Raw genomic sequence first — 26,192 nt, 5'->3', positions numbered from 1 at the left:
CGCCCGCTTGCGCAGCCTTTTCATCTACTATCGGATCGCCTCGGCCGACGCAGCCGCTGCGCGGGCCGTGGTCGAGGCGATGCAGGACACGCTGCGCGAGCGTCACGCCGGCTTGCAGGCCGCACTGTGGCGCCGCCCGCAAGAGAAAGACGGCATGCAGACCTGGATGGAGACCTACACCCACCCCGAGGGCGTGAACGAGGCGATCGAGACCGACATCGCCGCGGCAGCACTCGCGTTGAGCCCCCGGCTGCAGGGGCCGCGCCACGTCGAGGTGTTCGTGCCATGTGTCTAGCCGCCGTCGCGATCGACGCCAGCCGGCGCTTTCCGCTCGTCATCGCGGCCAACCGCGACGAATACTTCGACCGCCCGGCGAACCGGCTCGGCTGGTGGACACCGGACCACGGCGGCCCGGAGATCCTCGGCGGGCGCGACCTGAAAGCCGGCGGCACCTGGCTGGGCCTCACCAACGAAGGCCGCCTGGGCCTGCTGACGAATATCCGCAACCCGGCCGACGTCGACCCCGGGGCACCGTCGCGCGGCGAGATCGTGCCGCTGTGGCTGCGTGGCGACCTGCCGATGGACCGCTTCTGGATGCAGGTGGGCTTGAGCGGCCACAACGGTTTCAATCTGATCGCGGCCGACCTGGCCCAGGGCGAGTGTTTCTGGGGCTCGAACCGTGCGCGCTTTCCGCAACGGCTCGAGCGCGGCGTCTATGGCCTGTCGAACGCGCTGCTCGACACGCCATGGCCCAAGGTCGAGCGCCTGAAGCAACAGGTGCGCGGCGCAGTGAAAGAGGCCGAGTCGGCCGATGCCCTGGCCGAGCAGCTTTTCCTTGCGCTGGGCGACCGCACCGAGATCGCCGACGAATTCCTGCCGCGCACCGGCGTGCCGATCGAGTGGGAACGCTGGCTGGCGCCGGCGTTCATACGCACACCGGACGGCCGCTACGGCACGCGCTGTTCGACCGTCGTCATCACCGAGCGGCTGCGCCGACGCACGGTCACGCACGTGATCGAGCGCACCTTCAGCAACACCCGCGGCCCGGGCGTCGCACTGCTGCGCCGTTCGACCTTGAAGCACTGGCCCCCGCAACAGAAGGAAAGCGCGACCACACCGATGCCGCTGCCGGCCGCCACGATGAGTTCCGGCCCGGCGGCCGGGCCGCTGAAGACGGCACGCGCACGCCGCACCGCCTGACGCGCCGTCAGAGGGTCTTGACCATCTCCACGTGCGGGATACCGGCCTCCTCGAATTCCGGCCCGCGCTCGACGAACCCCGCCCGGCTGTAGAAAGCCGCCGCCGAAGTCTGCGCATGCAGCAGCGCCTCGCGGTAGCCCCGCTCGCGCGCGGCCCGCATCAGCGCATCCAGCACCGCCCGCCCCACCCCACCGCCGCGCATCGTGCGACGGGCGGCCATGCGGCCGATCTTCGCAACGCCCGGCACGTGCTCCAGCAGGCGGCCGGTCGCCAGCGGCATGCCGAAGCGGTTGTACGCGACCGCATGCACGCAGGCGCGGTCGGCCTCGTCCCACTCCATCTCGGCCGGAATGCGCTGCTCCTGCACGAACACCTCGGTGCGGATCAGCTGCGCATCGCGCCCGAGTTCGTCCCAGCTGCCGACGCGTACGTCGACCATGCTCTTGCCGGCCTCGTAGGCAGCGATCACGTCGCGCAGTTCCTGCGGCACGGCCATGGAGGTCTGCGTCTTCGGGTCGGCATAGACGTATACCAGCTCGCCCGTGATCAGCAACTCGTCGTGCCGGAAGATCGCCAGCGCGAACACCATCGACGAGTTGCCGATGCGCGTCGAGCGGATGCCGACGTCAAGCACGTCGTCGTAGCGGGCGGACGCGTGGTATTCGACGCCCGCCTTCTTCACGTACAGGTCTCCGCCGTAGGCTTCGAGCGCTTCGGGGTACGGCAGCCCGAGCGCTCGCCAGTAGTCCGAGATCGCGGTGTCGAAGTACATCAGATAGTGGCCGTTGAAGACGATTTTCTGTGCGTCGACCTCGGCCCAGCGTACGCGCAGCCGATGAAGGAAGCGGAAATCACTGCGTTTCATGGGAACAGCACCTCCTGGAGCAGTTGGGCACCGGCGGCCTGGGCCTGCAGTGCCTCGGGGATCGCACGGCCCATCTTGATGAAGTCGTGCGTGACGCCTTTGTACAGGTCCAGGGTAACGGCGACACCGGCCATGCGCAGCCGGTCGGCATAGGCGATACCTTCGTCGACCAGCGGGTCGCATTCGGCCAGGCAGACCCATGCCGGCGCGACACCTTCGACGTCGTCGGCGTTCAATGGCGCGAAGCGCCAGTCGTTGCGATGGCGGTGCTCGATGTACTGGTCGAAGAACCAGTCGATCGCGGCCTGCTCCAGGATGAAGCCGTTGGCGAACAAGGTGTGCGAACCGGTGTCCTGGTAGGCCGTCGTGCCCGGCGTGATGAGCAGTTGCAGTGCGAGCGGCAGGCCGGCGTCGCGCGCCAGGATTGCACACACCGCGGCCAGCGTGCCGCCTGCGCTGTCGCCGCCGACCGCCAGCCGCGTGCCGTCGAGCCCCAGCGCCGCAGCCTGCTCGTGCAAGCGGCGCAGCCCGGCCCAGGCGTCCTCCACCGCGGTCGGAAAGCGGTGCTCGGGCGCCAGCCGGTATTCGAGCGAGACCACGGCCGCGCCGCTGCGCAGCGCGAACTGGCGGCACAGGCTGTCGTGCGTCTCGATGCCGCCGATCGTGAAGCCGCCGCCATGCAGGTACAGCAGCACCGGCAGCCGTCCGTGCGACGAGGCATACAGCCGGGCACGCAGCGGCGTGCCGTCGTCGGCGGGCAGCGTCAGGTCCTCGACACGCGGCAGCGGCGCACGCGGCAGGTCAAGGATCTCGGCCGCGGCCTCGTAGGCCAGGCGCGCCTCCGTCGGCGGCAACGAGTGGTACGGCGGGCGGTGCGCGCGGTGGATCCGGTCGATCACGCCGCGCATCTTGGGGGTCAGCAGCAGCGATGGCGTCATTCGCGAAAACTCACGCCGACCTCCGGCGTGCCTTCCAGTCCTTCGTAGACCACCTTGACCCACAGGCCGGGCTTCGGCGGCATCAGTTTCGAGAACGAGCCCAGGCTCAGCAGGTCGCCGCGCTTCAGCCGCCCGCCGCCGCGGGCGACGTCCTGCGCCAGCCAGATCACGGCGTTGAGCGGGTGGCCCAGCACGTCCGAGCCCTGACCGCGGTCCAGCTCGCGACCGTCCCCATCCAGGACCTTGACGACCATGCGGGCCAACTGCGCTTCCATCGCCGGCGTCGGCTTGATTTCGGCACCCATCACGGCCCAGCGCGCACCGACGTTGATCGAGGCGACACCGGGGCCGTCGAGCCGGGACGGGTCGCGCACGATCAGATCAGGCAGCTCGATCAGCGGGATGATCGCCTCGAGGTGCTGCAGCACCTCGGCCGGCGTCTTCGCGTCGTGGACACCCTCGTCCTTGACGCGCACCATCAGGTCGGCCTCGAACAACGGCCGTGCGCCGAACTTCGCCGGGAACTGCGCGCCGTCGGGCAGCAGCATTGCCGAGAACAGCACACCGCGTACCGGGGCGTCGTGCTTGAATCGCTTCTGCACTGCAGGGTTGGTCAGGCCCGCCTTGTAGCCGGCACGCAGCCCCAGCTGCTGCTCCATGAAGCGGACCATCTTGTCGCGCCCGCACTCGGCGTCCCCGATGCTCATCGGCGGCGGGTTGTCGGCCGGTTGGAGGCTCATGTAGCGGGCCACCAGCACCGCAGTCTCCACGTCGCCCGGGCATGTCGCGTGCGAGACAGCGGCCGAGGCCGCCAGCGTGAATGCTGCCAGGCAGCGCAAGAACGGTCGCGTCATGGTGTCTCCCGATGGTCTCCGTCAGGACGGCAAGCATACTGGTCTTCATCTGCCCCCGTGTGCGCGCTGCGCGCCGCACTTCACTGCCATGTCCCTCATCCACTACGTCACCCAGATCCAGTTCGACTTCGGCGCCGTCATGCTGCTGCCGCAGGAATGCGAGCGCGCAGGCATTCGCCGGCCGCTGGTCGTCACCGACGCCGGCGTGCGCGCGGCAGGCGTGCTGCAGCGTGCCCTCGACGCCATGTCCGGCTCGAGCTGCGCGGTGTTCGACCAGACGCCGTCCAACCCGACCGAGGCAGCCGTGCGTGCCGCCGTCGAGGTGTTCCAGCGCGAAGGCTGCGACGGCCTGGTCGCGGTCGGTGGCGGCTCGAGCATCGACCTCGCCAAGGGCGTCGCGATCGCCGCCACCCATCCCGGCCCGCTGAAGACGTACGCAACGATCGAAGGCGGCAGCCCGAAGATCACCGAGCGCGTCGCGCCGCTGATCGCGGTGCCGACGACGGCCGGCACCGGCAGCGAAGTGGCGCGCGGCGCCATCGTCATCGTCGACGACGGCCGCAAGCTCGGCTTCCATTCGTGGCACCTGGTCCCGAAGACCGCGATCTGCGACCCCGAGCTGACGCTCGGACTCCCAGCCGGCCTGACCGCTGCCACCGGCATGGACGCGATCGCGCACTGCATGGAAACCTTCATGTCGGCCGCCTTCAACCCGCCGGCCGACGGCATCGCACTCGACGGGCTGGAGCGCGGCTGGGCACACATCGGCCGGGCTTGCTCGAACGGCGCCGACCGCGAGGCGCGCCGCCAGATGATGAGCGCGTCCATGCAGGGCGCGATGGCGTTCCAGAAAGGCCTGGGTTGTGTGCACAGCCTGAGCCACAGCCTGGGCGGCGTGAACCCGCGGCTGCACCACGGCACCTTGAATGCGATGTTCCTGCCGGCCGTGGTGCGCTTCAATGCGCAGGCCGACTCGGTGCGCAGCGAGCGACGGCTCGAGCGAATGGCACATGCGATGGGGCTGGCTTCGGCCGGCGACATCCCGGACGCGATCCTCGAGATGAACGCCCGGCTCGGCCTGCCGGCCGGGCTGGCCGCGATGGGCGTCGAGCGCGCATGCTTCGGCAAGGTGATCGACGGCGCGCTGGCCGACCACTGCCACAAGACCAACCCGCGGCTGGCCGGCGCCGAGGACTACCGCGAGATGCTCGAAGCGTCGATGTGAGGCCGCCCTATGCCGGCGGCGGCGCGATCGCCGCGAGCCGCGTCACCATGACCTGGTCGATGCGGTAGCTGTCGACGTCCATCACCTCGAACTTGTAGCCGTCCCAGGTGACGCTGTCGGTGCGCCGCGGGATGCGGCGCAGCATCACCATCAGGAAGCCGGCCAGCGTGTCGTACTGGCCGGTGTGCGGCAGCTCCTCCAGCCCGATCGCGCGCATCACGTCGACGATGGGCGTCACGCCGTCGATCAGCCACGAACCGTCGTCACGCCGCACGATCTGCTCTTCGTCGTGCGGCCCGACCAGGCTGCCCATCACGGTGCTCATCACGTCGTTGAGCGTGATGACGCCGACCACCAGGCTGTACTCGTTGACGATCACCGCGAAGTCCTCGTGCGCCTGACGGAACTGCGTCAGCATCTCCGACAGCGTGATGCGGTCCGGCACGATCAGCACCTTCTGCAGCAGCCCCTCGGAGGCCGGCGGCTGCAGCGAGATCGGCTCGTTGGTCAGCACGCGCTGGAACAGGTCGGCCGCGTCGACGTAGCCGACCACCTGGTCGATGTGCTCGTCGCAGACCAGGTAGGTCGAGTGCGGCTCGGCGGCGATGCGGGTGCGGATCTGCTCCTCGTCGTCGTCGAGCAGGAAGTAGACGATGCGCTCGCGCGAGGTCATGGCGCTCTCGACGGTGCGCACGTCGAGTTCGAACACGTTGGCGATCACCTGCTGCTCCTGCTCCAGCAGCAGGCCCGCCTGGGCCCCGGCCTCGGCCAGCGCCAGGATGTCGTCGTGCGTGATGCGGTCGTCGCGTTTGGCCGGCAAGCCGAACAGCGTGAACAACGCATTGGCCAGGCTGTTGAACACCCACACCACCGGCTTCAGCAGCGCGGCCCACCACTGCATCGGCCGCACCACGCGGATCGCCACCTGCTCGGGCTGGATCATGCCCAGCCGCTTGGGGAACAGGTCGGCAAACAGGATGAACAGCGACGTGATCACCAGAAAGGACAGCACCAGGCCGAGCGACTGGGCGGTGCCGTCGGCGATATCGGTCCACAGCAGCATCTGCACGATGTAGGGCGTCAGCGCCCCCTCCCCGACGATGCCGCCGAGAATGGCCACCGCGTTGAGCCCGATCTGCACCACGGTGAAGTAGTTGCCCGGTTGCTCCTGCACCTCGATCACCCGTTGCGCGCGAGGCTCGCCTTCGTCGGCCATCTGGCGCAGACGCAGCCGGCGGGCCGCCGCCATCGAGATCTCGGCGATCGAAAAGAACGCGCTGGCGCCGATCAGCAGCGCGATGAAAAACAGGCTGGCGGTGAGGCCCATGCAATGCTCCACCCGCCTTGTCGGGCGGCGGGTCGGGACCTAGTGTATTCAGAGTGGCTGGACGGCTTCCACCGGCGTGCCGCGCGCCAGCCACTGCGCCCATTCGTCGGCCAGGCGTTCGCTGTCTGCCACGGCCCGGCTCCAGTCGCGCATCCGCGCCTCGACGTCGGCACCGTAGCGCTTGAAATCCTGGCGATCGGGCAGCTTGGCGTTCGGCAGCGTGCGCACCCAATCAGCACGCGGCGCGAGCACCACCACGTTGTCGAGATACGGCGTCGCGCGGTGCCGCGCCTTCCAGGCCTTGTCGAGCCATCCGGGCACCAGCGCCTGCTGGAAGTGCGGATACAGCACCAGGCCACCGCACTCGTCGGCCTGCGCCTGTGCGGCACCGAGCAGCGAGCTGTAGTTCCAGTGCAGGTGGTAGTCGGTGATGCCGCCGTCCCAGTACGCGCCGGGCGGCCCGCCGGGGATGTCATGCACCGCCTTCAGCACGAAAGGGATCGAGCACGAAGCCAGCAGCGCCGGCGTGAAGTTGCGCGTATCGAGCGGCACCAGGCGGTGCCTGAGGTCGTTCAGCTTCAGCGGCAACGCTTCGCCGGGCGTCGAGAACACCACTCGCTCGAGCCATGCGCTCAGGGCCTTGCGACTCGCCGCGTTGCTGAGCACCGCGCCCAGGTAGCCGAGCGGTGTGCGCCAGCGCCCTTCCCGGGACAGCAGGTGCCGGCCGCGCGACGTGACGATGTGCAGCCGGTAGCGCGGGTGCGCCACCACCCGGTCGATCTGCCCGTCGAAGAAAGCCGCCAATTCGGCCGCGAAACGCCGGCTCACCTGCTCGGCACTCGGCGTGCGCCGTCCCGGCTCGATCTCGTAGCGCTCGTGGATGTAGTCCCGGGCCAGACGCTCGAAAGCACCAGCCGGGTCGGCCAGCGCCCCGGCGGCCATGCGCCAGCCCCCGATCGACGCACCGATCAGGTGGACCGTGTGCTCGCTCGACGGCAGCCAGGATCCGAACACATGGCGATCGAGGTGGTTGAGGATGAGGCCTTTCGGCCCGCCGGCAGCGCCCGCGACGGCGCGGACGTCACGCGGGCGCAGCCCGCGTTCGCGGATGTGCTGGAGCGCACGCGGCCCGGCATAGATCTGTAGTGCTTGCATGCCCTGGAAGTCTTCAGGGCCTGCGCCGTCGAGTCAGCGACGCACGCCCGTGCGAAAACGCAGATTATCGGGCGTGCGGCCACGGGCGTCAGTCCGGCAGGCGTCAGCGTTTCACGATCACCGCGCAGGCGAGGCGCCCCCCCGCATTGCCCACCGGCTGCGAGGTGTAGTCGTCGGGGTTGGCATGCACGATCAGCCCCTTGCCGACGATGTCGGTGGCGCCGGAGCCGACCGTGACGCCATCGAGATGGAACTTCGCCTCGGCGATGCCGTGGCCGTCGGCCTTCAGGTTGGGCATGTCGCCGGCGTGATGGTCGCTCTTGGCCGGGTGGCCGTGCGGCTTGCCGAGCGGGTTGAAGTGCCCGCCGGCGCTCATGCCGTCGCCGCTGGAACAATCGCCCTTCTCGTGCACGTGGAAGCCGTGCTCCCGGTTCGGCTGCAAGCCGGTCACGCGCGCGAACACCATCACATGCGGGCCGTGCTGCTCGAAGCGCACACTGCCGGCGGTCGTGTTGCCGCGCGTGGGCTGCAGCTCGGCCACGGCCGCGGCGCCGCCGTGATGCATGCCATGGCTGCAGGCGGCCAGCAAGGCGACCGCGGCGGCGGGGACGATGCAACGGGTCAAATGCATGGCTGTCTCCTGAGTCGATGAGACGGCCATGGTAAGAGGCGCACCCGCCGACGCGGCAGGTGCGTTGCGCCTCGATACGCGTTCAGCGCTTGGTTTGCAACTTCGCGAATGCGGCGGCCATGGCCGACTGCGGCGCCGGCTGCGCACCGCCCCGGGGGGCGTTGTGGCGCTCGCCGCGGCCGGCCGGGCGGAAGCTGTTGTCGCGTTCGCCGGCGCCGCCGCGCGGGGCGGCTGCGTCGAGCTTCATCGTCAGCGAGATGCGCTTGCGGGCCAGGTCGATCTCCAGCACCTTCACCCTGACGATGTCGCCGGTCTTCACGACCTCACGCGCGTCGTTGACGAACTTGCTGGACAGCTGGCTCACGTGCACCAGGCCGTCCTGGTGCACGCCGAGGTCGACGAAGGCGCCGAACTGCGCGACGTTGCTGACCGTGCCCTCCAGCACCATGCCGGGCTGCAGGTCCTTGATGTCCTCGACGCCGTCGTTGAAGCGTGCCACCTTGAAGTCGGGGCGCGGGTCGCGACCCGGCTTTTCCAGCTCGGCCAGGATGTCCTTGACGGTGATCGCGCCGAACTTCTCGTCGGCGTAGGCTTCGGGCTTCAGCCCCTTGATGACGTCCGAGCGGCCCATCAGCTCAGTGATCGGCCTGGCCGTCGCCGCCAGGATCTTCTCGACCACGGGGTAGGTCTCCGGGTGCACGCCCGACATGTCGAGCGGGTTGTCGCCGTCGCGGATGCGCAGGAATCCTGCCGCCTGCTCGAAAGTCTTGGCGCCCAGCCCCGCCACGTCCAGCAGCTGTTGCCGCGAGCGGAAGGCGCCATTGGCGTCGCGCCAGCGTACGATGCTGGCGGCCACCGCGGAGCTCAATCCCGACACACGCGCCAGCAGCGGCGACGACGCGGTGTTCAGGTCCACGCCCACCGAGTTCACGCAGTCCTCCACCACCGCGTTCAGGCTGCGCGCCAGCTCGCTCTGGTTGACGTCGTGCTGGTACTGGCCGACGCCGATGCTCTTGGGCTCGATCTTCACCAGTTCGGCCAGCGGGTCCTGCACGCGGCGTGCGATGCTGACCGCCCCGCGCAGGCTCACGTCCAGTTCGGGCAGTTCCTTGCTCGCGTACTCGGAAGCCGAGTACACCGATGCACCCGCTTCGCTGACCACCACTTTCTCGATCTCGGTGCCGGGCGCGAGCTGCTGGATACGCTTGATCAGGTCGCCGGCCAGCTTGTCGGTCTCGCGGCTGGCGGTGCCGTTGCCGATCGCGATCAGGTTGACGCCATGTGTCGCGCACAGGCGGCCCAGCGTGTGGATCGAGCCTTCCCAGTCGCAACGCGGCTCGTGCGGGTAGACGGTGGAGGTGTCCACGACCTTGCCGGTCTCGTTGACCACGGCCACCTTGACGCCGGTGCGGATGCCCGGGTCCAGCCCCATCACGACGCGCCGGCCGGCGGGCGCCGCCAGCAGCAGGTCGCGCAGGTTCTCGGCGAACACCTTGATCGCGGTCTTCTCGGCTTCTTCCCGCAGCCGAGAGAACAGGTCACGCTCCAGGCTCAGCGACAGCTTGACCTTCCAGGTCCAGCCGATGGTCTTGCGGATCAGGTCGTCGGCCGCACGCTTGCCATGGCTCCAGCCGAGGTGGCGTGCGATGCGGCCTTCGGCCAGGGTCGGCTGGCCGGGCACGACTTCCTCGTCGAGCACCAGCTTGGCGTCGAGGAACTCCTGGGTGCGGCCGCGGAACACAGCCAGCGCGCGGTGCGAGGGCACCGTGCGGATCGGCTCGTCATAGTCGAAGTAGTCGCGGAACTTGGCGACGTCAGGGTTGTTCTGGTCCTTGCCGTCCATCAATTTCGACTGGAACAGGCCCTCCTCCCACAGCCACTCGCGCAGCTTGCCGACCAGCGCCGCGTCTTCGGCCCAGCGCTCGGACAGGATGTCGCGCACGCCGTCGAGCACCGCGAAGGTGTCTGCAAAACCTGCGTCGGCATTGACGAAGGCAGCGGCCTCGGTCTGCGGGTCGAGTGTCGGGTCGGCGAACAGCTTGTCGGCCAGCGGCTCGATGCCGGCCTCGCGCGCGATCATCGCCTTGGTGCGGCGCTTGGGCTTGAACGGCAGGTAGAGGTCTTCCAGTTCCTGCTTGGTCGGCGCGGCTTCGAGGGCGGCACGCAACTGCGGCGTCAGCTTGCCCTGTTCGTCGATGCTCTTGAGCACCGCCTCGCGGCGCTCTTCGAGCTCGCGCAGGTAGGTCAGCCGGGTTTCGAGGTCACGCAGCTGCGTGTCGTCCAGGCCGTCGGTGGCTTCTTTGCGATAGCGCGCGATGAACGGTACGGTGGCGCCGCCGTCCAGCAGCTCGACCGCGGCATTGACTTGAGCGGGGCGGACCTTGAGTTCCGCCGCGATTTGAAGAAGGATCTTGTCCAGCACTCGCGTCCCAGTGGTTCCAAGAAAGGGGCGCAGTTTGCCATAGCGACAGCGGGCTTTTGGCCGACCCGTCGCCCGGTGTAAGGAATGTCACGCTCTCTGCGACCCATGCACATCAGATCTGCCGGAGTCGCCGATGAACACTCCTGTCCACGTCCTGGCCGCCGCCCTGGCGTGCGCCGCCGGCCCGCTGCAGGCACAGGCCACGTGCCAGGCGCACGGGGGCCCGACCGTGCCGACCGTGGTCGAGCTGTACACCTCCGAAGGCTGCAGTTCATGCCCGCCGGCCGACCGCTGGCTGACGCAACGGCAGTCCGGCCCAGGTGTCATTGCGCTGGCCTTTCACGTGGACTACTGGGACCGCCTCGGCTGGCCTGACCGCTACGCCAGCCCCGCCTACACCCAACGGCAACGGCAATGGCAGCACCGGCTCGGCCTGGGCTTCGTCTACACGCCGCAGGTCGTGCTTGATGGCGAAGACCGCAAGGACTGGCACCGCATCACCCGCCTGCCCGGGCCTGGCGCGGCCCTGGCGGACGCCAGCCTGCGCCGCCTTGCAGCCGGCACCTACGAGGCCGAGATCCGCCCCCACGCCGGCGCGCCTGCGCTGGGCGCCTACTGGGCCGTCACCGAGGACGGCCACCGCACGACCGTGAAGGCCGGCGAGAACGACGGCGCTACGCTGCATCACGACGCGGTGGTGCGGCACTACCGCGAACTGCCGATGCGCTCTGCCCACGCCGGCGCAACCCAGCACTTCACGCTGCAGGTGCCGCCCGGCGAGCGGGCGCGCCGCGTCGTGCTGGTGGTGCACGACGCGGCCACCGGGCGGCCGGTGCAGGCAGTGTCGCTCGGCTGCTGACGCCCGGCGAGGCAGGCCGACTCACGCGCGGCCGCCCCAGGTCACCCGCGCCACGAGTCCTCCGCCGCTGCGCGGCAGCAGGTCGAGCCGCGCACCGTGCATGCGCGCAATCCGCTCGACGATGGCGAGGCCGAGGCCGGCGCCGTCGGCGCCGCCGCGTGCACGGTCACCGCGGGCAAACGGCTCCTTCAACGTCTCGGCCACTTCGGGTGCAATGCCGGGGCCACGGTCACGCACTTCCAGCCAGGTCTCGGCGCCTCGGGTACCGGTCGCGACCTCGATCGGCGGTGCGCCATGGCGCTGCGCGTTGACGACCAGATTCAGTACCAGGCGCCGCACGGCGTCAGGCTGCAGGCGCAGCGACGACAAGGTGCCGGGCACGAACGAGATGCCCTCGCCGGCCAGCAACACAGCCTCACGTGCGACCTCGTTCAGGTCGGTCTCGGTCAGTGGCCCGTGCGACGCACCGGCGGCCGCACCGAGGCGGGTGAAGTCGAGGAATTGCGTCAGCAGCCGGTCCATCGCCTCGATGTTGCGGTCCAGGCTGGCGAGCAGTTCCGCGTCGCCTCGGCCCTGCAGCATTTCGCTCGCCAGCCGCATCTTGGCGAGCGGCGTGCGCAGGTCGTGCGACAAGCCCGCCAGCATCAGGCTGCGCTCCTGCTCGTTGCGAGAGAGGCTGGCGACCATCTGGTTGAAGGCGTGCGCGACGGTGGCGATCTCCGGCGGGCCGTCTTCGGGCAACGCCGGCGGCGTATTGCCCTGGCCGAATGCAGCGGCGGCGTCCACGAGTTCATTCAACGGCCGGTTGATGCGCCGCTGGATCAGCCACGCACCGAGCACCGCCAGCAGCCCGGTTGCCACGCTGCTGAGCAGCCACGTGCGCGAGAACTGACGTGCCAGCATCGGGCTCGGCACATCGATCCGATAGTCCGAGCCTTCGAGCCGCAGCTGCGCCACGAGCGCGTCGCGACCCTGGTCGCGCCACGCCACGCCGATATCGTATGGTGCGACCCTTCGCCCCACCTGCTCGACGAAGCCGCGCTCCAGCAGCCGGCGGGCACGCCGCAGCAGCCGGGTCGGGTCGTCGGGCCCGTCCACGGCGCGGGTGTGGCGGTTGAAACGTTCCAGCACCTCACCGCGCAGCCCCGCGGGCACCGCCTGCAAGGCCTCGCGCAGCCCCAGCAGCTCGCTGACGGCCGCATCGGCGGCCAGTTGCAGCCGCGGCTTCATCACCAACTCGCGGAACAACACGGCATTGGCGATCTGGCCGAGCAGGATCAACCCGACGATGAGCAGCAGGTTGCGCCGGAACAGCGAGCGCGGCAGCAGCCTCATGGCACGAAAACGTAGCCCACGCCCCAGACCGTCTTGATGTGCCGGGGCGCTGCCGGGTCCTCCTCGATCAGCCGCCGCAGCCGCATCACCTGCACGTCGATGCTGCGGTCGGTGGCCTCGTGGTCGCGGCCGTGCGTGAGTTCGATCAGCCGGTCGCGCCCGAGGGGCCGGCCGGCATGGCTGACCAGCGCGTGCAGCAGGCAGAACTCGGCCGTGGTCAACGGCACCGCCTGGCCGTCTTTTTCAAGCCAGCGCTGCGTGGCGTGCAGCGTATAGCGGCCGAAGGAGACGGGCGCGTCGCCGAGCGGGCCGCCATGCGCACCGAGCATGCGTTGGCGGCGCACCATCGCCTGCACGCGCGCCAGCAGTTCGCGGGGGTTGAACGGTTTGGACAGATAGTCGTCCGCTCCCATCTCCAGGCCGACGACGCGGTCGATCGGGTCGCCGCGCGCGGTGAGCATCAGGATGGGCACCGTCTCGCCCTGCGCGCGCAGCCGCCGGCACAGCGACAGGCCGTCCTCGCCCACCATCATCACGTCGAGCACCAGCACGTCGAAGCGCTCGCGGGCGAGCAGTCGTTCGGCGGCCGCCGCGTCCGCCACCACGCGCACCCCCAGCCCCTGCTCGGTGAAGTAGCGCTGCAGCAGCCCGCGCAACTCGGCTTCGTCGTCGGCAATGAGGATGCGGGGGGCGTCGGTCATCGTGGTCCAGGCTCTGGCGCGATGTTACGGGCTCGCAAGGTGTTGCTGTGCCTTCGATTCGATGACAAACGATGACAAAACCGTTGGCAGGCCGTGCAGCGCCCGCGATAGTCGCCGCACGACTTCAACCGACGACAAGAGGAGGACCGCGCCATGCACACCGCCACATCCCGCCCGGACCCGACCCGCCTTCGCGCCGCCATGCTGGCGTGGTGCGCGGCCGCGCTGACGCTGTCGGCCTGCGGCGGCGGCGGCGACGACGGCACCGCCGCAGCGCCCTCAGCCATCGAACGCGAGGCAGCGGCCAGCGCCACGGCGGGAAACAGCGGCGCCTGCGCGTCGATCCGCCCCTTCTACTGGTCGATCGGCGACGCGTCCGGCGTGCGTGCGCAAGGCAGCGTCGGCATCGACGCGCCGACCGCGCGCACGGTGATGCCGATCGCCTCCGCCTCCAAACTGATCTACGGCGCCTACGTCGCCGAGCAGCGCGGCGGCCACCTCACCGAGGAAGACGTGGCGATGCTCAACTTCACCAGCGGCTACACCGAGTTCGACATCTGCCTGCCCGGCCAGACGGTCGGGCAATGCCAGTCCAACCACGGGCCGGTGATCCGCAACGGCAGCTACATCCCGGAGCACGACGGCTACTTCTTCTACAGCGGCGGGCACATGCAGAAGCACGCGACGTTGATGGGACTGGCGGCGGACGACAACGCGGCCCTGGCGCAGCACATCATGGCCGGGCTGAACGGCGCGCTGCGGCTCACCTACACGCAACCGCAACTGCCCGGCGGCGTGCAAACCAGCGCCGCCGAGTACGGCCGCTTGCTGCAACGCGTGGTCGCCGGACAGTTGCACATCCGGAGCCTGCTCGGCAGCCACGCGGTGTGCGCCACGCCGGCTCTGTGCGACAGCGCGATCGAGTCGCCGGTGCCGCCGGACGCGCTGTTCCACTACTCCATCGGCCACTGGGTCGAGACCGACGCCCCTGAGGGCGACGGCGCCTTCAGCAGTGCCGGTGCGTTCGGCTTTTATCCCTGGATCGACGCCAGCAAGCAATGGTGGGGTGTTGTTGCGCGCCATGCCGAGGCAGGCGGCGAGTCCGGGGCCGGCATGCAGTCGCTGCGCTGCGGCCGTGAAATCCGCAAGGCCTGGCTCAACGGCATCGTCCGCTGAAGCTCAGTGTCGGCGGCCGACGCCCTTCACCCAGTCGGCCGCCTGGTGCATCAGGTAGGAGCCGGCTCCCACCGCACCCGCCGCCATCACGGCCGCACTCTCAGGGAACGACCGCATCGTGCTCGACATGATTTCGCCGGCGCGAGAGGTCATCAGTTGCGCGCGGCGACGCGCCATCTGCGCACCGAGTTCGCCGAGCCGTTCCGGCATCAGCCGTTCGGCAGCCGGCAACAAGGTCGTCTCTTCGTCGGCCACATGGTGCAACACGTCGCGCACGAGTTCGAAGTAGGTGGTGTCGTAGTCGGGATCGACCGCGGTCATCGCACGCAATCGCGTGATCAGGCGCCGCATCTCGGCGTGCTCGGGGAAACTTTTTTCGAGCACGGCGATGTCATTCGCAAGCTCACGCAGCGCCGGATAGAAGGTTTCCTCTTCCAGCTGCGCGTGGATCTCGAGCGAGACGCAGGTGGCGTTGACCAGGGCCTCCTTCTTGGCCGCCGACAGGCCGCTGCGAAACTGATGGAAGGTGTCCAGCACTTGGCTGTGGTCCATGCGGATCAGGTCGGTCGCGCTCGGGGACAGCTTGTTCAGCAAGGTGCTCATCGCGGTGCTCCGGGTGGGAACACCGGTCGAGCAAACGGCGTGCCGCACTGGCACGCCGCTGCCGAGCACCGCAGGCTCAGTCCTGCGTCACCGGTGCGACGTAGGCGACCAGCGTCCCCATGTTGCGGATGAAACCGTCCACCGAGATGCCCAGCGGAGCTTCTACGACGGGATAGCCGGCCGGAGGGCTTTCCGGGTTGTACGGCGATGTATCGTAGCGGTCGCCGACGTGCGTCGTCGCGTAGATGTCCTCGAGGTAGGGCGTGCTCGGGCCGGCACCGATATAGGGGTTGGTCGTCGACGTCAGCGGTGTCGGCCAGTAGCCCGGCGCGACCAGCGCCTCCGCCACCGCGCGCGCGGCCTCTTCGGTCACCGGCGGCGTCGTCATCATCCGGCCCGTGAACAGGTCGTCCACCGCGACCTCGCGCAGCGAGAAGTACTTCGGCAGCGCCGTGCGCCGGCGCACCTTGAGCGGCGACCCCGCGGTGACCTCGTCGACCGGGCGCGATACCAGGTCCTCGTAGCGGCTGCGCAGCGCCGCGATGTTGACGTTGCGAGAGGCCGAGTAGTGGCCGATGGTCCGGTCGGGGTTCTTGTCGGCGTAGTACTCGCCGTTGACGACGTTCGAGCCGCGTCGGTGCACGTACAGCGGCTCGTCGGTGCCCAGCTCGACGAACGTCGGGTGGCTGCGGCCGAACTTCTGTGCCAGCTCGGGCGTGAACTTCACCTTGTCGAGCCAGTCGATCGCCTGCGGCACGCGCGCAAGGTACTGCGGATCGCCGGTCAAGGTGTAGAAGTTCATGCACTGCGTGATGTTGTTGGCCGTGGTGTGCGTGGTCAGCGCCAGCGGCTCATACGTGCGCGCCGCCGCCGGCCGCCCGTCGAGCGTGTGCTGCAGAGCCCAACCGGGCTGCGGGTCCGGCTGCTGCATGAACAGGAAGCTCTCCATCGCCCGGTGGATGTTGCCGAGCAGCCGCGATTGGCCGAGCGCCAAATGGCACATCAGCAGGAACTTGATGTTCTCGCCGGCGACGTCGTCATTGAAGGTCACGTATTCCGTGTAGTCGTTGCCGCGCAGCGGGTAGCGCTGCGGCCAGCCGCCGACCGGGTACTGGCTGGCGGTGACGAAGCGGATCGCCCGGTGCACTGCCTCGCGATAGCGGCCGCTGCCCCGTTCGAGATACATGCGCAGCAGGAACTGCGACGCGACGGCCGTGCCGGCGTCGTCGAAGGTCGCGTTGCCGTAGTAATGCTGGAACTCCTCGAGGCGCCAGCCATTGGCGCCCACCGTGCGGTACCACTCCTTCAGCGACTCCTCGCCGGCGAAGTCGTGGATGTAGTTCCACCCTCCAGCCGGGTGCTGCGCTTTGATCAATGCCTTGGCGACGTCTTCCGCCGCATGCAGGAACAGCTTGTCGCCGGTGGCGTGATAGGCGTCGAGATAAGCGTGCCCCATCGACGGCGTGCCGGGCGGCTGCACCCACAACATCGTGCGCCTCGCCTCCATTTCTCCCCAACTGCGCGACAGGTCGGGCAGGTAGGTCCAGACATAGCCGCCCTTGTAGGCGACCTCCTCGCTCATGAACGCGGCAGCGCGGCGCATCGCCCGACGCACCGCCGCGATGGTCGACGAGGCGGAGCCACCACGGCCCCGTACGGTCTCCAGACCGTCCTCGACCGACAAGGCCGTTGCTTCGGAGGTGTCGCCGCCACCGCCGCATGCGGCGAGAGCGGCCGGTCCCAGCGTCGACAGCACGAAAGTTCTGCGTTTCATCGCCATGGTCTCCTGATGGGGTGGATATCGCCTCCCGAACCAGGCAGGAGGCTGAGTGACCATATCAGTTGTACGACGTCTTATGTCTAGGCGACAATTTCAGTTGCGAAGCTTGCATCCTGAATCGGTCTATCCTCAGGAATGATCTCGGTGGGCAGTGAACATGTTGTATGACAACAGAACAAGATATCCCACCACCTCAGACGCGTTGCCTCCTTGATCGGGCAACGGGCAACGCGGGCAACAGACGCTGCACCAGGCTCGCGACATGGCGGGTGGCGGGGTCGGCCTCGCGCCTCGCATGCCAGGCCAGGTGCAAGGCGAAGCCAGGCACCGGCAGCGGAGGATCGAACACGGCGAGCCGTTTGCCGGCCGAGCCGGCCGCAGCGCTGCGCGAAGGCAGCATCGCCACCAGGTCGGACGCAAGCAGCAGTGGCTCCACCATCATGAAGTTCGGCACCACCGTACCGACGCGGCGCGTCAACCCGCGCTCGGCGAGGGCCTCGTCCAACACGCCTCGGGTGTGTGCCTGCCCTGACACCAGCACATGCGGGTAAGCCAGCCAGGCGTCGAGACCGAAACGCCGCACGCCCGGGTGGCCGGCGCGCATGGCGACGACATACTGTTCTCGCAGCAGCTCGACACGGGTGAATTGCGGCGGCAATGCGGGAAAGACCGAAACCGCCAGGTCGGCCTCGCCGCCTTCCAGCCGCTGCAGGGCGTCGGCGGCACCGCGCCACGGCAACACGACGAGATCGAGCCGAGGTGCGCCCGCTTGAAGCTCGGCATGCAACGCGCCCAGCAGCATCACCGCCGGGTGGTCGGCCATCGACAGCCGCACCACCTGCTGCAGTTCGCGCAGTTCCCGCGGGCGCACGTCGACCACGGCGTGGACCGCCTCCAGCGCGCGCGCCAACGGGTCCCGCAAGGCCTGCGCCTTGGGCGTCAACTGCATGCGCGAGCCGACCTTCTCCAGCAGCATGTCGGAGAACACGTGCCGGCAGCGCTCGAGCGCACTGCTCGTCGCCGGTTGGGACAGTCCCAGCCGCCGGGCGGCCCGCGTGACGTGGCCCTCTTCGAGCAGGGCATGCAGGACCACCAGCAGGTTCAGGTCCAGGGCTCTCAGATTCATGGGGTGAATGATGGCATATACGATCAATCCGTTGGACGGATGGTTAGACAGGGCCGAAGATCCTCACATCGCCCCTCGCCCATACTTCACCGGAACCACGGATCACAGATGAGCAAGATCGCACTGTTCGGCGCCGCAGGCGCCATCGGCCACAGCATCGCCGCCGCGCTGCGTGCGCAAGGCCGCCCCTATCGCGTCGTCGGCCGTTCACGGCAGGCGCTGGCAGCGAACTTCGGCGCAGACCCGCTCGCAGAGATCGTCACCTGGAACCCCGACGACCCGGATGCCGTGCGCACGGCCGCGAGCGGCGTCGACGCCATCGTCTATTGCGTCGGCGTCGATTACTCGAAGTTCGAGCTGCACCCCGAGCTCATGCGCAAGACGCTCGACGGCGCCGTTGCGGCAGGCGTGCCACGCATGCTGTTGATCGGCACCGTTTATCCCTATGGCCGCCCGCACACCACGCCGGTACGCGAAGACCACCCGCGCGAGCCGCACACCTTCAAGGGCCGCATGCGCAAGGCGCAGGAAGATCTGCTGCTGGCAGCACACGCCGAAGGGCGCATCCAGGGCACGGTGCTGCGCCTGCCGGACTTCTACGGGCCCGGCGTCGACAAAAGCTTCTTGGACCGAGCGATCCAGGCGGCCACCCGCGGCGGTGCCGCAGACATGGTCGGCCCGCTCGACAAGCCGCACGAATTCGTCTTCGTTCCAGATGTGGGCCCGGTGGTCGTGCGGCTCGTCGACACCGCTGAGGCCTATGGCCGCGTGTGGCACCTGGCGGGTGCCGGCGTCACGACGCAGCGCGAGCTGTACGAAGAGATCGTGCGGCAGAGCGGACGGCGTCCCAAGCTGCGTGTCGCCGGCAAGACCCTGCTGCGCCTGGCGGGGCTGTTCAACCCCTTCATGCGCGAGATGGTCGAAATGCACTATCTCGTGACCGACCCGGTGCTGATGGACGACAGCGCGCTGCAGCAGTTGATCGGGCCGGTCGGCAAGACGCCCTACCCTGAAGGGATCCGGCAGTGCCTGCAGGCGGCCCAGGCTACTGTGCGCAGCTGACGGTCAGTGCGTCCCAACATGTAGGCGCCCGCCCTCTGAGCCGCCGGGGAACCCCGCAGTTCTCCTTCGCACCGATGCAGATTCGCAGGTGCAACTCCGCCTAGCGCCCGGCGAGGCGCATATCCGGAAGCTGCACGAGCGCGCCCGTCCATTGCCGGCGACACCACCAGCCGTCAACCGAAGCGCACCGCATAGATGGGCGGCAAGGTCAGCGCCACCTCCTGCCACCGTTGTCCCGCGTCCTGGCTTGCCCACAGCCCGCCGGTGGTGCTGCCCATCAACAGCCGTTCGCCGTCGTCCGCCACGGCCAGCCCGTGGCGGTAGACCAGGTCGTAGCAGTTCTGCTGCGGCAAACCATCGCGCAGCACGTCGAAGCGCTCGCCACCGCCGGCGACACGTGTGACCGCCATCGCGGCGTCCACCGGTACGCGCCGCTCGTCGGCCTGAGCCGGCGCAAACCATGCGGTGCCGGCATCCAACGGATGCACCGCGACGGCAAAACCGAAGTTGGACACCGGCACCCCCTGCACTTCCTGCCACGTCGCCGCGTTGTCGCTCGAGCGCCAGATGCCGTTGTGATGCTGGCACCACAGCACCTCCGGCTGCGCCGGGCAGCGCACGACGCGGTGCGGGTCCTGCGTGTTGCCGTCTTCGGCCGCTTCCGGTGGCATGTAGGCGGCTCGCATGCCGCGCGCCTGCAACGACCAGCTCTCGCCGCCATCGCGTGTCACCCAGACACCGCCGCAGCTGATCGCCACCAGCACCTCGCCGGTGTGCTGCGGATGGGGACAGATCGAGTGGATGCCCGGCACGTCGTACCCGCCGCCGAACCACTGCGGCCGCTCAGGCCGGTTCCACAGGCTCTCGACGAGTTGCCAGCTGTCGCCGAAGTCCTCGGAGCGGAACAATCCGCCCGGCAAGGTCCCGGCCCAGACAGTGCCGTGGGCAGCCTCCAGCGACCAGATCTGCATCAGCTTCCATGCCGGCCCCGGGGTGCCTTCAGGTTGCACCGGGTAGACAGGCGTCGCCACTTCCTGCCAGGTGGCGCCTGCGTCGTCCGACGCATGCAGCTTGACGCCGAAGTGGCCCAGGTTCAACGCCGCCAGCATGCGGCCGTCCGCCTGGGGCGGCAGCACCATGCTGACCGGGTCGCCGAGGAAGTCGACGCGTTCGACCGCCCATCGTCCGTGGGCAAGGCGCAATTCGAACAGGCCCTTGCGGGTGGCCGCCCAGGCACGGTCGGCTCTTGCGATGCTTGCCATCGTCATCCTCCTGAAAGTGCCTGCAGCACGTGGACGCGGCTGTCGGGCCGCAAGGGATCGGCCAGGGCGGTGCGGTCATCGCTGCGTGCGCCATCCACGAAGATCACGACGTTGGCGCGCAGGTGGCCTTGGTCGTCGAGCACGTATCCGCGCAGGCGCGGGTTGCCGGCGAAGGCGTCTTCGAGCGCCGCGCGCAAGGTGGTTGCCGGGCTGTCGACTTCCGGGACGTCGAGAAACCGGCGCAAGTGGGGCGTGAAAGCGATGACGGCCATGGACGGCCTTCCGGTTTAAGTTAACCGAAAGGTTTTGTATTCGGTCACCACCGGCTTGTCAAGCCCGGCCTTCGGAGGGCCGCACTTCCTCGCGATACTCGGCGCGAGGGTAGAGCCGGCGGTCGAACAGCCGGCCGAAGCTCATCAGGTTGCCGAGCATGCCGCCGACCGACGACAGGTTGTTGACGCTGCGCATCGCCTCGAGCGCGAACTGCTGCACCACCACGCGTTCGCTGACCTCGGGTCCTTCCTGCACGCGCGACAGGCGGTGCAGCACGTACAGCCCCATGGCTGCCGAGATCACGAACAGGAACTCGTAGTGCGTGAACGTGAACACCGAAAGCTCGTGCAGCGGCCGCTGCAGCGCCCACTGGACAACGATCGAGAGCTGCGCCGTTTCCAGCCATTGGGCCAGACCGCCTGCCACCAGCGGCGCCAGCCCTCCGGCCAGCGAACCGGTCAGGCTGATGGCCGCGAGGTAGGCAGTCCCCTGCCCCTGCGGCGCAAGCTTCAGTCCGATGTTGCCGTTGGCCAGGCCGATGCCGCCGGAGGCCGTGCCCATCACCAGATGCAGCAGGTACAGCAGCGGCAGCGTGAAGGTGTGCTGCTGCGGCTCTGCGGTGAAAACGATCGCCAGGACGCAGGCGAACCAGGCCGGCATCGCGACCGACAGCACGGCCTTGTTGGAGAGCCGGTCCGACAGCCGCCCCCACAGGTACAGCGTCAACGCGTTGGCGACCTGACTGGTGACCCACAACGTGGTGACCGTGCCGAGCGGGTAGCCGAGGTGGCGCATCAGGTAGACGGTGAGGAAGGGCGCCGCGAAGTTGGACGCGACGTTCCACGACGCCATGAAAAACAGGAAGTTGCGGAAGTTCCCGTCGCTGAACGGCAGCCGCAAGCGAGCCAGCATGCTGCCGTGCGAGGGCACGTGCATCTGCGGCTCGGGCACCCGGGTCAGGTACCAGGAACTCACGAACCCGGCGACTGCCGCCGCAGCGAAAGACACGGAATACGCCTGCACCTTCGGCTCGAACGGCCAGTGGTCGACGAGCTGGCCAGCTGCCAGCGTGCCCACGCAGGCCACTGCGGTGGCCCAGAACAAGCGCTTGGCGAAGAATGCTCCCAGGCCTTCACGCGGCAGCAACTGGTGCAGCCACGAATTCAGCGAGCAGGCACCGACCGAACCGAGCGCAGCGATCGTGAACTGCGCGACGACCAGCCAGGTCAGTTGGGTCGGCGTGTCGGTCAGGAACGGCAGGCAGGCGAGCGAGAGGATCAGCACGCGCGCGCCGGTGATCACCAGCACCGCGATCTTGCGCCGTTGCCGTATCCGCTCGACGAGCGCGATGGCCGGCAACTGTACGGCCTGCGCGATCAACGGGATCGCCGCCAGCAGGCCGATGTGGAACGGCCCGGCCCCGAGCGCGAGCGCGAAGCCGACCAGGATCACGCCACCGTAGAGCGAGCCGGTGAGGCTGGCCCAGGCGGCATCGCGAACCAGCGCGTGCTGGCCACGGGCGAGATCGGTCAGTGAAACATTTTCATCGGGCCTCAGACGCATGGAGCGCGTGTAGCAAGCGCGGTACCTGCGCGCGCCGCCGCGGCACCTGATGGTGGGCGTGACTTGCTGCACGCCGAGCCGTCTGTGGCGCAGGCAAGATTTACAGGACAGGGGCCGCAGGCCGCAAGTCGCACCGGTTTCTGCCGTTGGCGCTGGAGAACCCTTTTTCAGCCCAACGATCGAGACCGATGCCCGCTTTTCACTTCCTGCGCGCGACCTTCGCTGCCTGCACGCTGACGTTCGCCGCCGCTGTCCACCCGGCCCCGGATGCGGCGTTGTCGACGGATGCGCAGCAGGCGTTGCACTGGGTGCAGCAAAGCGGCGATGCGCAAGGCCGTCCCTTCGCGGTGGTCGACAAGAAGGCCGCCGTGCTGTTCGTGTTCTCGGCCCGCGGCCAGTTGGTCGGCGCCACGCCGGCCCTGCTCGGCCTTGCCCCCGGCGACCACACCGTGCCGGGCATCGGTGCGCGGCCACTGTCGCAGATCAAGCCGCACGAGCGCACCACGCCGGCAGGCCGTTTCGCCTCGGAGCCCGGACTCAACATCAGCGGCGAGCACGTCGTCTGGGTCGACTACGACAGCGGCTTCGCGATCCACCGGCTACGCCCGGGTGCATCGCTGGCGCGCCGCGAACGCCAGCTGGCCACGCCCACGCCCAAGGACAACCGCGCGTCCTTCGGCTGTGTGGTGGTGCCCGGCACCTTCTACGACGCCGTGGTGCGCCCGGTGCTCGGCAGCCGGCATGGCATGGTCTATGTGCTGCCGGAGACACGTTCGGCCGCGAGTTGGCTGAAAGCGCCACAGGCCGCCGACGGACTTTGAGGCGGCGCCCGCTCGCGCGGGTACGGCGGTTGCAGAATTCGCGCCGGGTCGTTTCGTGCCGAACGCACTCGCGCGGCCCGCCGTGTTGTGTAGGCTGTGCACCCATGCTCGACAAGCAGACACGCTTCATCCTCGGCGCCCAGGACCCGGAAATGCGCGAGATCGAGCGCGTCGTCGAAAGCGCCGGGTTCGCTCGTGCACATGCTGCGCGGGGTGGACGCCGCTGCAACCCGCAGACGGCGTATGCCGCTGACGAGGTCGTGCTGGTGGGTCGCGATGCCGTGCCGCGTGCGGTGCTGCTGCCGCCCAAGACGCCGACGGTGTTCGTCGAATGCCGGCTGCGTGGCTTCGATCCGGTCACGACGGTCGATCACCATCACCCCGGCGACCCCGGCTGGGGCGTGCCGCCCGAACGCTTTCTGGACGGCTCGTCGTTAGGCCAGGTACTGCGGCTGCTCGAGCGTGAAGCCGACGAAACGCAGCGGTTGCTCGCCGCCAGCGATCACTGCCTGACCGCCGCCTACCAGGGCCGTTGCCCGGGTGTCGACCCGCACGAACTGCTGTTCCTGCGCGCCTCATGGCAGGCCAAGATGAGCGGACGCACGTTGAGCGATGTCATCGAGGGCATCTTGCAGGCTGCAAAACAGGTGCGCCGGCATCACGACAGCGAATTCGGCGAGAGCCGCTTCCTGGACCCGACACAGATGCCGTCCGACCTGCCCGAAGGCGCAGCTTACGCCGGCATGCCGGTGCGCTACCGCGCACTGCTGCCCGAAGGCGTGTTGAAGGAGATGTACAAGGGCGGCACGCCGGAGGCCGTGGAGGCCTTCATGGATGAGCACCGCCAGGCCGGCCGCGAGGTGTACGGCAACCCGTATCGCGGTTATGCCGGTGCCTACTGGCCCGGCACGGCGTAGCGCCCGATGGCGGTCGTCGCGGTGTTCTCGGCTGGCGCGGAACGAGCCGCCGCCAGCGTGATGCGGTAGCAGGTGCTGTAGCCCGGCGGCGGCTCGACCGCCTCGAAGCGGCCGTGGTGGATGGCGGCGATCTTGTCCACCACCCGGTGGCCCAGGCCGAGCCCAAGAACATCGGCGGCCGCCGGCACCTCGCCCGATCGGGCGCTCCCCCCCGCGCCGTCGTCGCACACCTGCATCCAGCCGGATTCGGCATCGAGTTGCACCTCCACGCGCGTGCCGCGTGGCGTGTGCGCGAGCGCGTTCTCGATCAGGTTGCGCAATGCAATCTGCAACAGCAGATCGTGCCCCACGCAAGGCAGTCGCGACGCACCCGTCACCGCCAGATCATGCGCTGTGTCCAGCGCCCGTTGCGCGAATTCGCCGGCCACGCGGCGCGCCAGCTCCGCCAGATCCAGGGGCCGGGCCGCCTCCGACATTTCGGTGCGATCCGCTCGCGCCAGCGCGAGCAGTTCGGTCAGCACATCGCCCGCCCGCAGCGCGTCGCGCTCGATGCGCTGCAGTGTGGCCTCGCGCGCCGTCGTGTTCTCGTCGCGCAGGCCGCGCGCATGCAACGCGATCGAGGCCAGCGGCGTACGCAGTTCGTGCGCCAGTTCGCTGGCAAGCTGCCGCTCGCGCGCCAACGCGGCCTGGTAGCGCTCGACCAGCAGGTTGACCGCTTCGACCATGCTTTCGAACTCGAGGTGGCGCTGGCTCGCGTGCAGTGCCGGCGAGCGGTGGATATCCAGCGTGCGGACCTCCTGCGACAGCGCGCGCAGCGGCCGCAAGCCCCGGCGGATCGCCAGCCCCACCGCAAGCGCGACCACCGGCAGCATCCACAGCCCGGGCCGGGCAATCTGCTCGGCGATGTCCCTGGCCAGTGCGTCGCGTTCGTCGATGCTGAGCAACACCATCAGCTTGCGCTGGCGTTGCGGCGAGTCCCAGCGCGAGAACGTGCGCCAGTGCTGCGGCGGGTCACCCAGGCTGAGGGTCTCGAAGCCCTCTTGCGCGTCGAACGGTGGCAGCGGTGAACCGCCCGTGCGGGCAAGCACCCGGCCGCCCGCGTCCCACAGCACGACGCTGAGCGACTGCTGGTAGTCGTGGCTGCGCATCTCAGGGAGCTCCGACCACCCCCGCGGGGAAGGTGCGCCGTGCACAGCGAACCGGATCTCGCGCTGGCCGAGCAGCAGCGACGCAACGCTCGCCAGGTGGCCGTCGGTCAACTCGTCGGCCTCGTGCTCGCCGGTTCCGAAGCCGATCGCGATGAACCCGGCCCACACGACGGCCAGCGCGGCGACGGCCCAGCCGGTCAGGTGACGCTGCAATGATCCGCGCATCAGGCGGACCCTTCTGAGGGCATGAAATAGCCGACGCCGCGCATCGTGCGAATCAGCTCGGCCCCCAGCTTGCGGCGCAGGTGATGGATGTGGACTTCGACGGCATTGCTCTCGACCGCCTGGTCCCAGTTGTACAGCCGCGCCTCGATCTGAGCACGCGACAGCACCCGCGGGCGCGCCTCGGCCAACGCCAGCAGCACATCGAATTCGCGCGCCGACAGCTCAACGGGATGCCCTTCCCGGTGCACGGTGCGTTGGGCCGGCTCGATCTCCACCGGGCCGCAGCGCAACCGGCTCTGGCTGCGTCCGGCAAAGCGCCGCCGCGCGGCACGCATGCGGGCGGCCAGTTCGTCGACGTCGAAGGGTTTGATGACGTAGTCGTCGGCGCCCATGTCGAGCCCGGTGATGCGCGAGGTGACGGCGTCACGTGCCGTCATGATCAGCACCGGTGTATGGGGGTCGGGCAGTCCTTGCTGGGGAGCGCTGCGCAGGCGGCGCAGCAGTTCGGTGCCGTCGGCGCCGCCCAACCCGAGGTCGAGCAGAACGATGTCGAACGGCTCGACACGCAACGCGGACCAGGCAGCTTCGACACTGAGCACCGCGTCGACGGCGCACCCATGTGCCGGCAACCGTGCGAGCAGTCCGCTCGCGATCCCTTCGTCATCCTCGACCACCAGCACGCGCATGCGGCATTGTGCGCCGAACCGCCGCCGGACGGGGCGCT

At 69.0% G+C, this 26,192-nt stretch carries 25 protein-coding genes; 8 read left to right on the top strand and 17 right to left on the bottom strand.

Translation table 11 applies throughout. From position 1 onward, the window contains the following. Nucleotides 1-7: 7 nt before the first annotated feature. Nucleotides 8-295 (top strand): DUF4936 family protein, encoded by a 288-nt coding sequence (locus tag M8A51_RS17010; protein ID WP_251779708.1) that lies wholly within the window; start codon nt 8-10, stop codon nt 293-295. Continuing rightward, nucleotides 286-1,200, top strand: a complete 915-nt coding sequence (locus M8A51_RS17005; protein ID WP_251779707.1) for an NRDE family protein — start codon at nt 286-288, stop codon at nt 1,198-1,200. The genes M8A51_RS17010 and M8A51_RS17005 overlap by 10 nt, the downstream gene beginning before the upstream one ends. A 7-nt stretch (nt 1,201-1,207) precedes the next feature. On the opposite strand, the gene M8A51_RS17000 is transcribed toward M8A51_RS17005, so the two are convergent. From M8A51_RS17000 to M8A51_RS16990, 3 genes are read right to left on the bottom strand one after another with little or no spacing between them, the layout of a single operon-like run. After that, nucleotides 1,208-2,065 carry a YbgC/FadM family acyl-CoA thioesterase gene (locus M8A51_RS17000; protein ID WP_251779706.1) on the bottom strand — a complete coding sequence of 286 codons (858 nt, stop codon included), beginning with the start codon at nt 2,063-2,065 and terminating at the stop codon, nt 1,208-1,210. Then, entirely contained in the window at nt 2,062-3,003 is a 942-nt protein-coding gene (locus M8A51_RS16995; RefSeq protein ID WP_251779705.1) for an alpha/beta hydrolase, read from the bottom strand. Before M8A51_RS16995 ends, M8A51_RS17000 begins: the two co-directional genes overlap by 4 nt. Then, a complete protein-coding gene (locus tag M8A51_RS16990) occupies nt 3,000-3,857 on the bottom strand; it encodes a 2-keto-4-pentenoate hydratase (protein ID WP_251779704.1) in 858 nt (285 codons plus the stop codon). Before M8A51_RS16990 ends, M8A51_RS16995 begins: the two co-directional genes overlap by 4 nt. An 88-nt stretch (nt 3,858-3,945) precedes the next feature. Here M8A51_RS16990 and M8A51_RS16985 point away from each other — a divergent pair, with 88 nt between their 5' ends. Beyond that, nucleotides 3,946-5,082, top strand: coding sequence for an iron-containing alcohol dehydrogenase (locus M8A51_RS16985; protein ID WP_251779703.1), 1,137 nt, complete (start codon nt 3,946-3,948; stop codon nt 5,080-5,082). A gap of 7 nt (nt 5,083-5,089) precedes the next feature. Here the strand turns inward: M8A51_RS16985 and M8A51_RS16980 are convergent, their stop codons facing one another. From M8A51_RS16980 to M8A51_RS16965, 4 genes are all read right to left on the bottom strand, one after another. Next, nucleotides 5,090-6,409, bottom strand: coding sequence for a hemolysin family protein (locus M8A51_RS16980; protein WP_251779702.1), 1,320 nt, complete (start codon nt 6,407-6,409; stop codon nt 5,090-5,092). A gap of 48 nt (nt 6,410-6,457) precedes the next feature. Then, nucleotides 6,458-7,564, bottom strand: coding sequence for a patatin-like phospholipase family protein (locus tag M8A51_RS16975; protein ID WP_251779701.1), 1,107 nt, complete (start codon nt 7,562-7,564; stop codon nt 6,458-6,460). A gap of 103 nt (nt 7,565-7,667) precedes the next feature. Beyond that, a complete protein-coding gene (locus M8A51_RS16970; protein WP_251779700.1) occupies nt 7,668-8,195 on the bottom strand; it encodes a superoxide dismutase family protein in 528 nt (175 codons plus the stop codon). A gap of 82 nt (nt 8,196-8,277) precedes the next feature. After that, nucleotides 8,278-10,614: a Tex family protein gene (locus M8A51_RS16965; protein ID WP_251779747.1), complete on the bottom strand. Its 2,337-nt coding sequence runs from the start codon at nt 10,612-10,614 to the stop codon at nt 8,278-8,280. A gap of 136 nt (nt 10,615-10,750) precedes the next feature. Here M8A51_RS16965 and M8A51_RS16960 point away from each other — a divergent pair, with 136 nt between their 5' ends. Further along, nucleotides 10,751-11,476, top strand: coding sequence for a DUF1223 domain-containing protein (locus M8A51_RS16960; RefSeq protein ID WP_251779699.1), 726 nt, complete (start codon nt 10,751-10,753; stop codon nt 11,474-11,476). Nucleotides 11,477-11,497: 21 nt separating this feature from the next. Here the strand turns inward: M8A51_RS16960 and M8A51_RS16955 are convergent, their stop codons facing one another. Both M8A51_RS16955 and M8A51_RS16950 read right to left on the bottom strand, forming a co-directional pair. Next, nucleotides 11,498-12,811 carry an ATP-binding protein gene (locus M8A51_RS16955; protein ID WP_251779698.1) on the bottom strand — a complete coding sequence of 438 codons (1,314 nt, stop codon included), beginning with the start codon at nt 12,809-12,811 and terminating at the stop codon, nt 11,498-11,500. Further along, nucleotides 12,808-13,512 (bottom strand): response regulator, encoded by a 705-nt coding sequence (locus M8A51_RS16950; RefSeq protein ID WP_251779697.1) that lies wholly within the window; start codon nt 13,510-13,512, stop codon nt 12,808-12,810. The genes M8A51_RS16955 and M8A51_RS16950 overlap by 4 nt, the downstream gene beginning before the upstream one ends. 153 nt (nt 13,513-13,665) lie before the next feature. On the opposite strand from M8A51_RS16950, the gene M8A51_RS16945 reads away from it, so the two are divergent. Then, nucleotides 13,666-14,688 carry a hypothetical protein gene (locus M8A51_RS16945; RefSeq protein WP_251779696.1) on the top strand — a complete coding sequence of 341 codons (1,023 nt, stop codon included), beginning with the start codon at nt 13,666-13,668 and terminating at the stop codon, nt 14,686-14,688. A gap of 3 nt (nt 14,689-14,691) precedes the next feature. Here the strand turns inward: M8A51_RS16945 and M8A51_RS16940 are convergent, their stop codons facing one another. From M8A51_RS16940 to M8A51_RS16930, 3 genes are all read right to left on the bottom strand, one after another. After that, on the bottom strand, nt 14,692-15,291 hold the full coding sequence (locus M8A51_RS16940; RefSeq protein ID WP_251779695.1) for a hemerythrin domain-containing protein: 600 nt from the start codon (nt 15,289-15,291) through the stop codon (nt 14,692-14,694). Nucleotides 15,292-15,367: 76 nt separating this feature from the next. After that, the gene (locus tag M8A51_RS16935; RefSeq protein ID WP_251779694.1) at nt 15,368-17,065 is read right to left on the bottom strand and encodes a pectate lyase; all 1,698 of its coding nucleotides are present in this window, start codon (nt 17,063-17,065) and stop codon (nt 15,368-15,370) included. A gap of 199 nt (nt 17,066-17,264) precedes the next feature. Then, nucleotides 17,265-18,197 carry a LysR family transcriptional regulator gene (locus M8A51_RS16930; protein ID WP_251779693.1) on the bottom strand — a complete coding sequence of 311 codons (933 nt, stop codon included), beginning with the start codon at nt 18,195-18,197 and terminating at the stop codon, nt 17,265-17,267. Nucleotides 18,198-18,305: 108 nt separating this feature from the next. Between M8A51_RS16930 and M8A51_RS16925 the strand changes: the two genes are divergently transcribed. Continuing rightward, a complete protein-coding gene (locus M8A51_RS16925) occupies nt 18,306-19,259 on the top strand; it encodes an NAD-dependent epimerase/dehydratase family protein (RefSeq protein WP_251779692.1) in 954 nt (317 codons plus the stop codon). Nucleotides 19,260-19,432: 173 nt separating this feature from the next. On the opposite strand, the gene M8A51_RS16920 is transcribed toward M8A51_RS16925, so the two are convergent. The 3 genes from M8A51_RS16920 to M8A51_RS16910 are packed head-to-tail and all read right to left on the bottom strand — an operon-like array spanning nt 19,433 to nt 22,357. Then, nucleotides 19,433-20,521: a WD40/YVTN/BNR-like repeat-containing protein gene (locus M8A51_RS16920; RefSeq protein ID WP_251779691.1), complete on the bottom strand. Its 1,089-nt coding sequence runs from the start codon at nt 20,519-20,521 to the stop codon at nt 19,433-19,435. Between the two features lie 2 nt (nt 20,522-20,523). Next, nucleotides 20,524-20,793, bottom strand: coding sequence for a ubiquitin family protein (locus M8A51_RS16915; RefSeq protein ID WP_251779690.1), 270 nt, complete (start codon nt 20,791-20,793; stop codon nt 20,524-20,526). Nucleotides 20,794-20,851: 58 nt separating this feature from the next. After that, on the bottom strand, nt 20,852-22,357 hold the full coding sequence (locus M8A51_RS16910; RefSeq protein WP_251779689.1) for an MFS transporter: 1,506 nt from the start codon (nt 22,355-22,357) through the stop codon (nt 20,852-20,854). 188 nt (nt 22,358-22,545) lie between these two features. Between M8A51_RS16910 and M8A51_RS16905 the strand changes: the two genes are divergently transcribed. Both M8A51_RS16905 and M8A51_RS16900 read left to right on the top strand, forming a co-directional pair. Next, nucleotides 22,546-23,178 (top strand): L,D-transpeptidase, encoded by a 633-nt coding sequence (locus M8A51_RS16905; protein ID WP_251779688.1) that lies wholly within the window; start codon nt 22,546-22,548, stop codon nt 23,176-23,178. A gap of 104 nt (nt 23,179-23,282) precedes the next feature. Beyond that, nucleotides 23,283-24,095 carry a hypothetical protein gene (locus M8A51_RS16900; protein ID WP_251779687.1) on the top strand — a complete coding sequence of 271 codons (813 nt, stop codon included), beginning with the start codon at nt 23,283-23,285 and terminating at the stop codon, nt 24,093-24,095. Here M8A51_RS16900 and M8A51_RS16895 read toward each other — a convergent pair. Continuing rightward, the gene (locus M8A51_RS16895; RefSeq protein WP_251779686.1) at nt 24,074-25,468 is read right to left on the bottom strand and encodes a sensor histidine kinase; all 1,395 of its coding nucleotides are present in this window, start codon (nt 25,466-25,468) and stop codon (nt 24,074-24,076) included. The genes M8A51_RS16900 and M8A51_RS16895 overlap by 22 nt on opposite strands. Continuing rightward, nucleotides 25,468-26,154, bottom strand: a complete 687-nt coding sequence (locus tag M8A51_RS16890; protein ID WP_251779685.1) for a response regulator transcription factor — start codon at nt 26,152-26,154, stop codon at nt 25,468-25,470. The genes M8A51_RS16895 and M8A51_RS16890 overlap by 1 nt, the downstream gene beginning before the upstream one ends. Nucleotides 26,155-26,192 lie beyond the last annotated feature (38 nt).

The sequence above is a fragment of the Caldimonas mangrovi genome, from assembly GCF_023721835.1.
In the GTDB taxonomy this organism is placed as follows: domain Bacteria; phylum Pseudomonadota; class Gammaproteobacteria; order Burkholderiales; family Burkholderiaceae_C; genus Caldimonas; species Caldimonas mangrovi.
The sequence above is the reverse complement of the archived record's forward strand: the minus strand, read 5'-3'. Positions and strand labels throughout refer to the sequence as shown.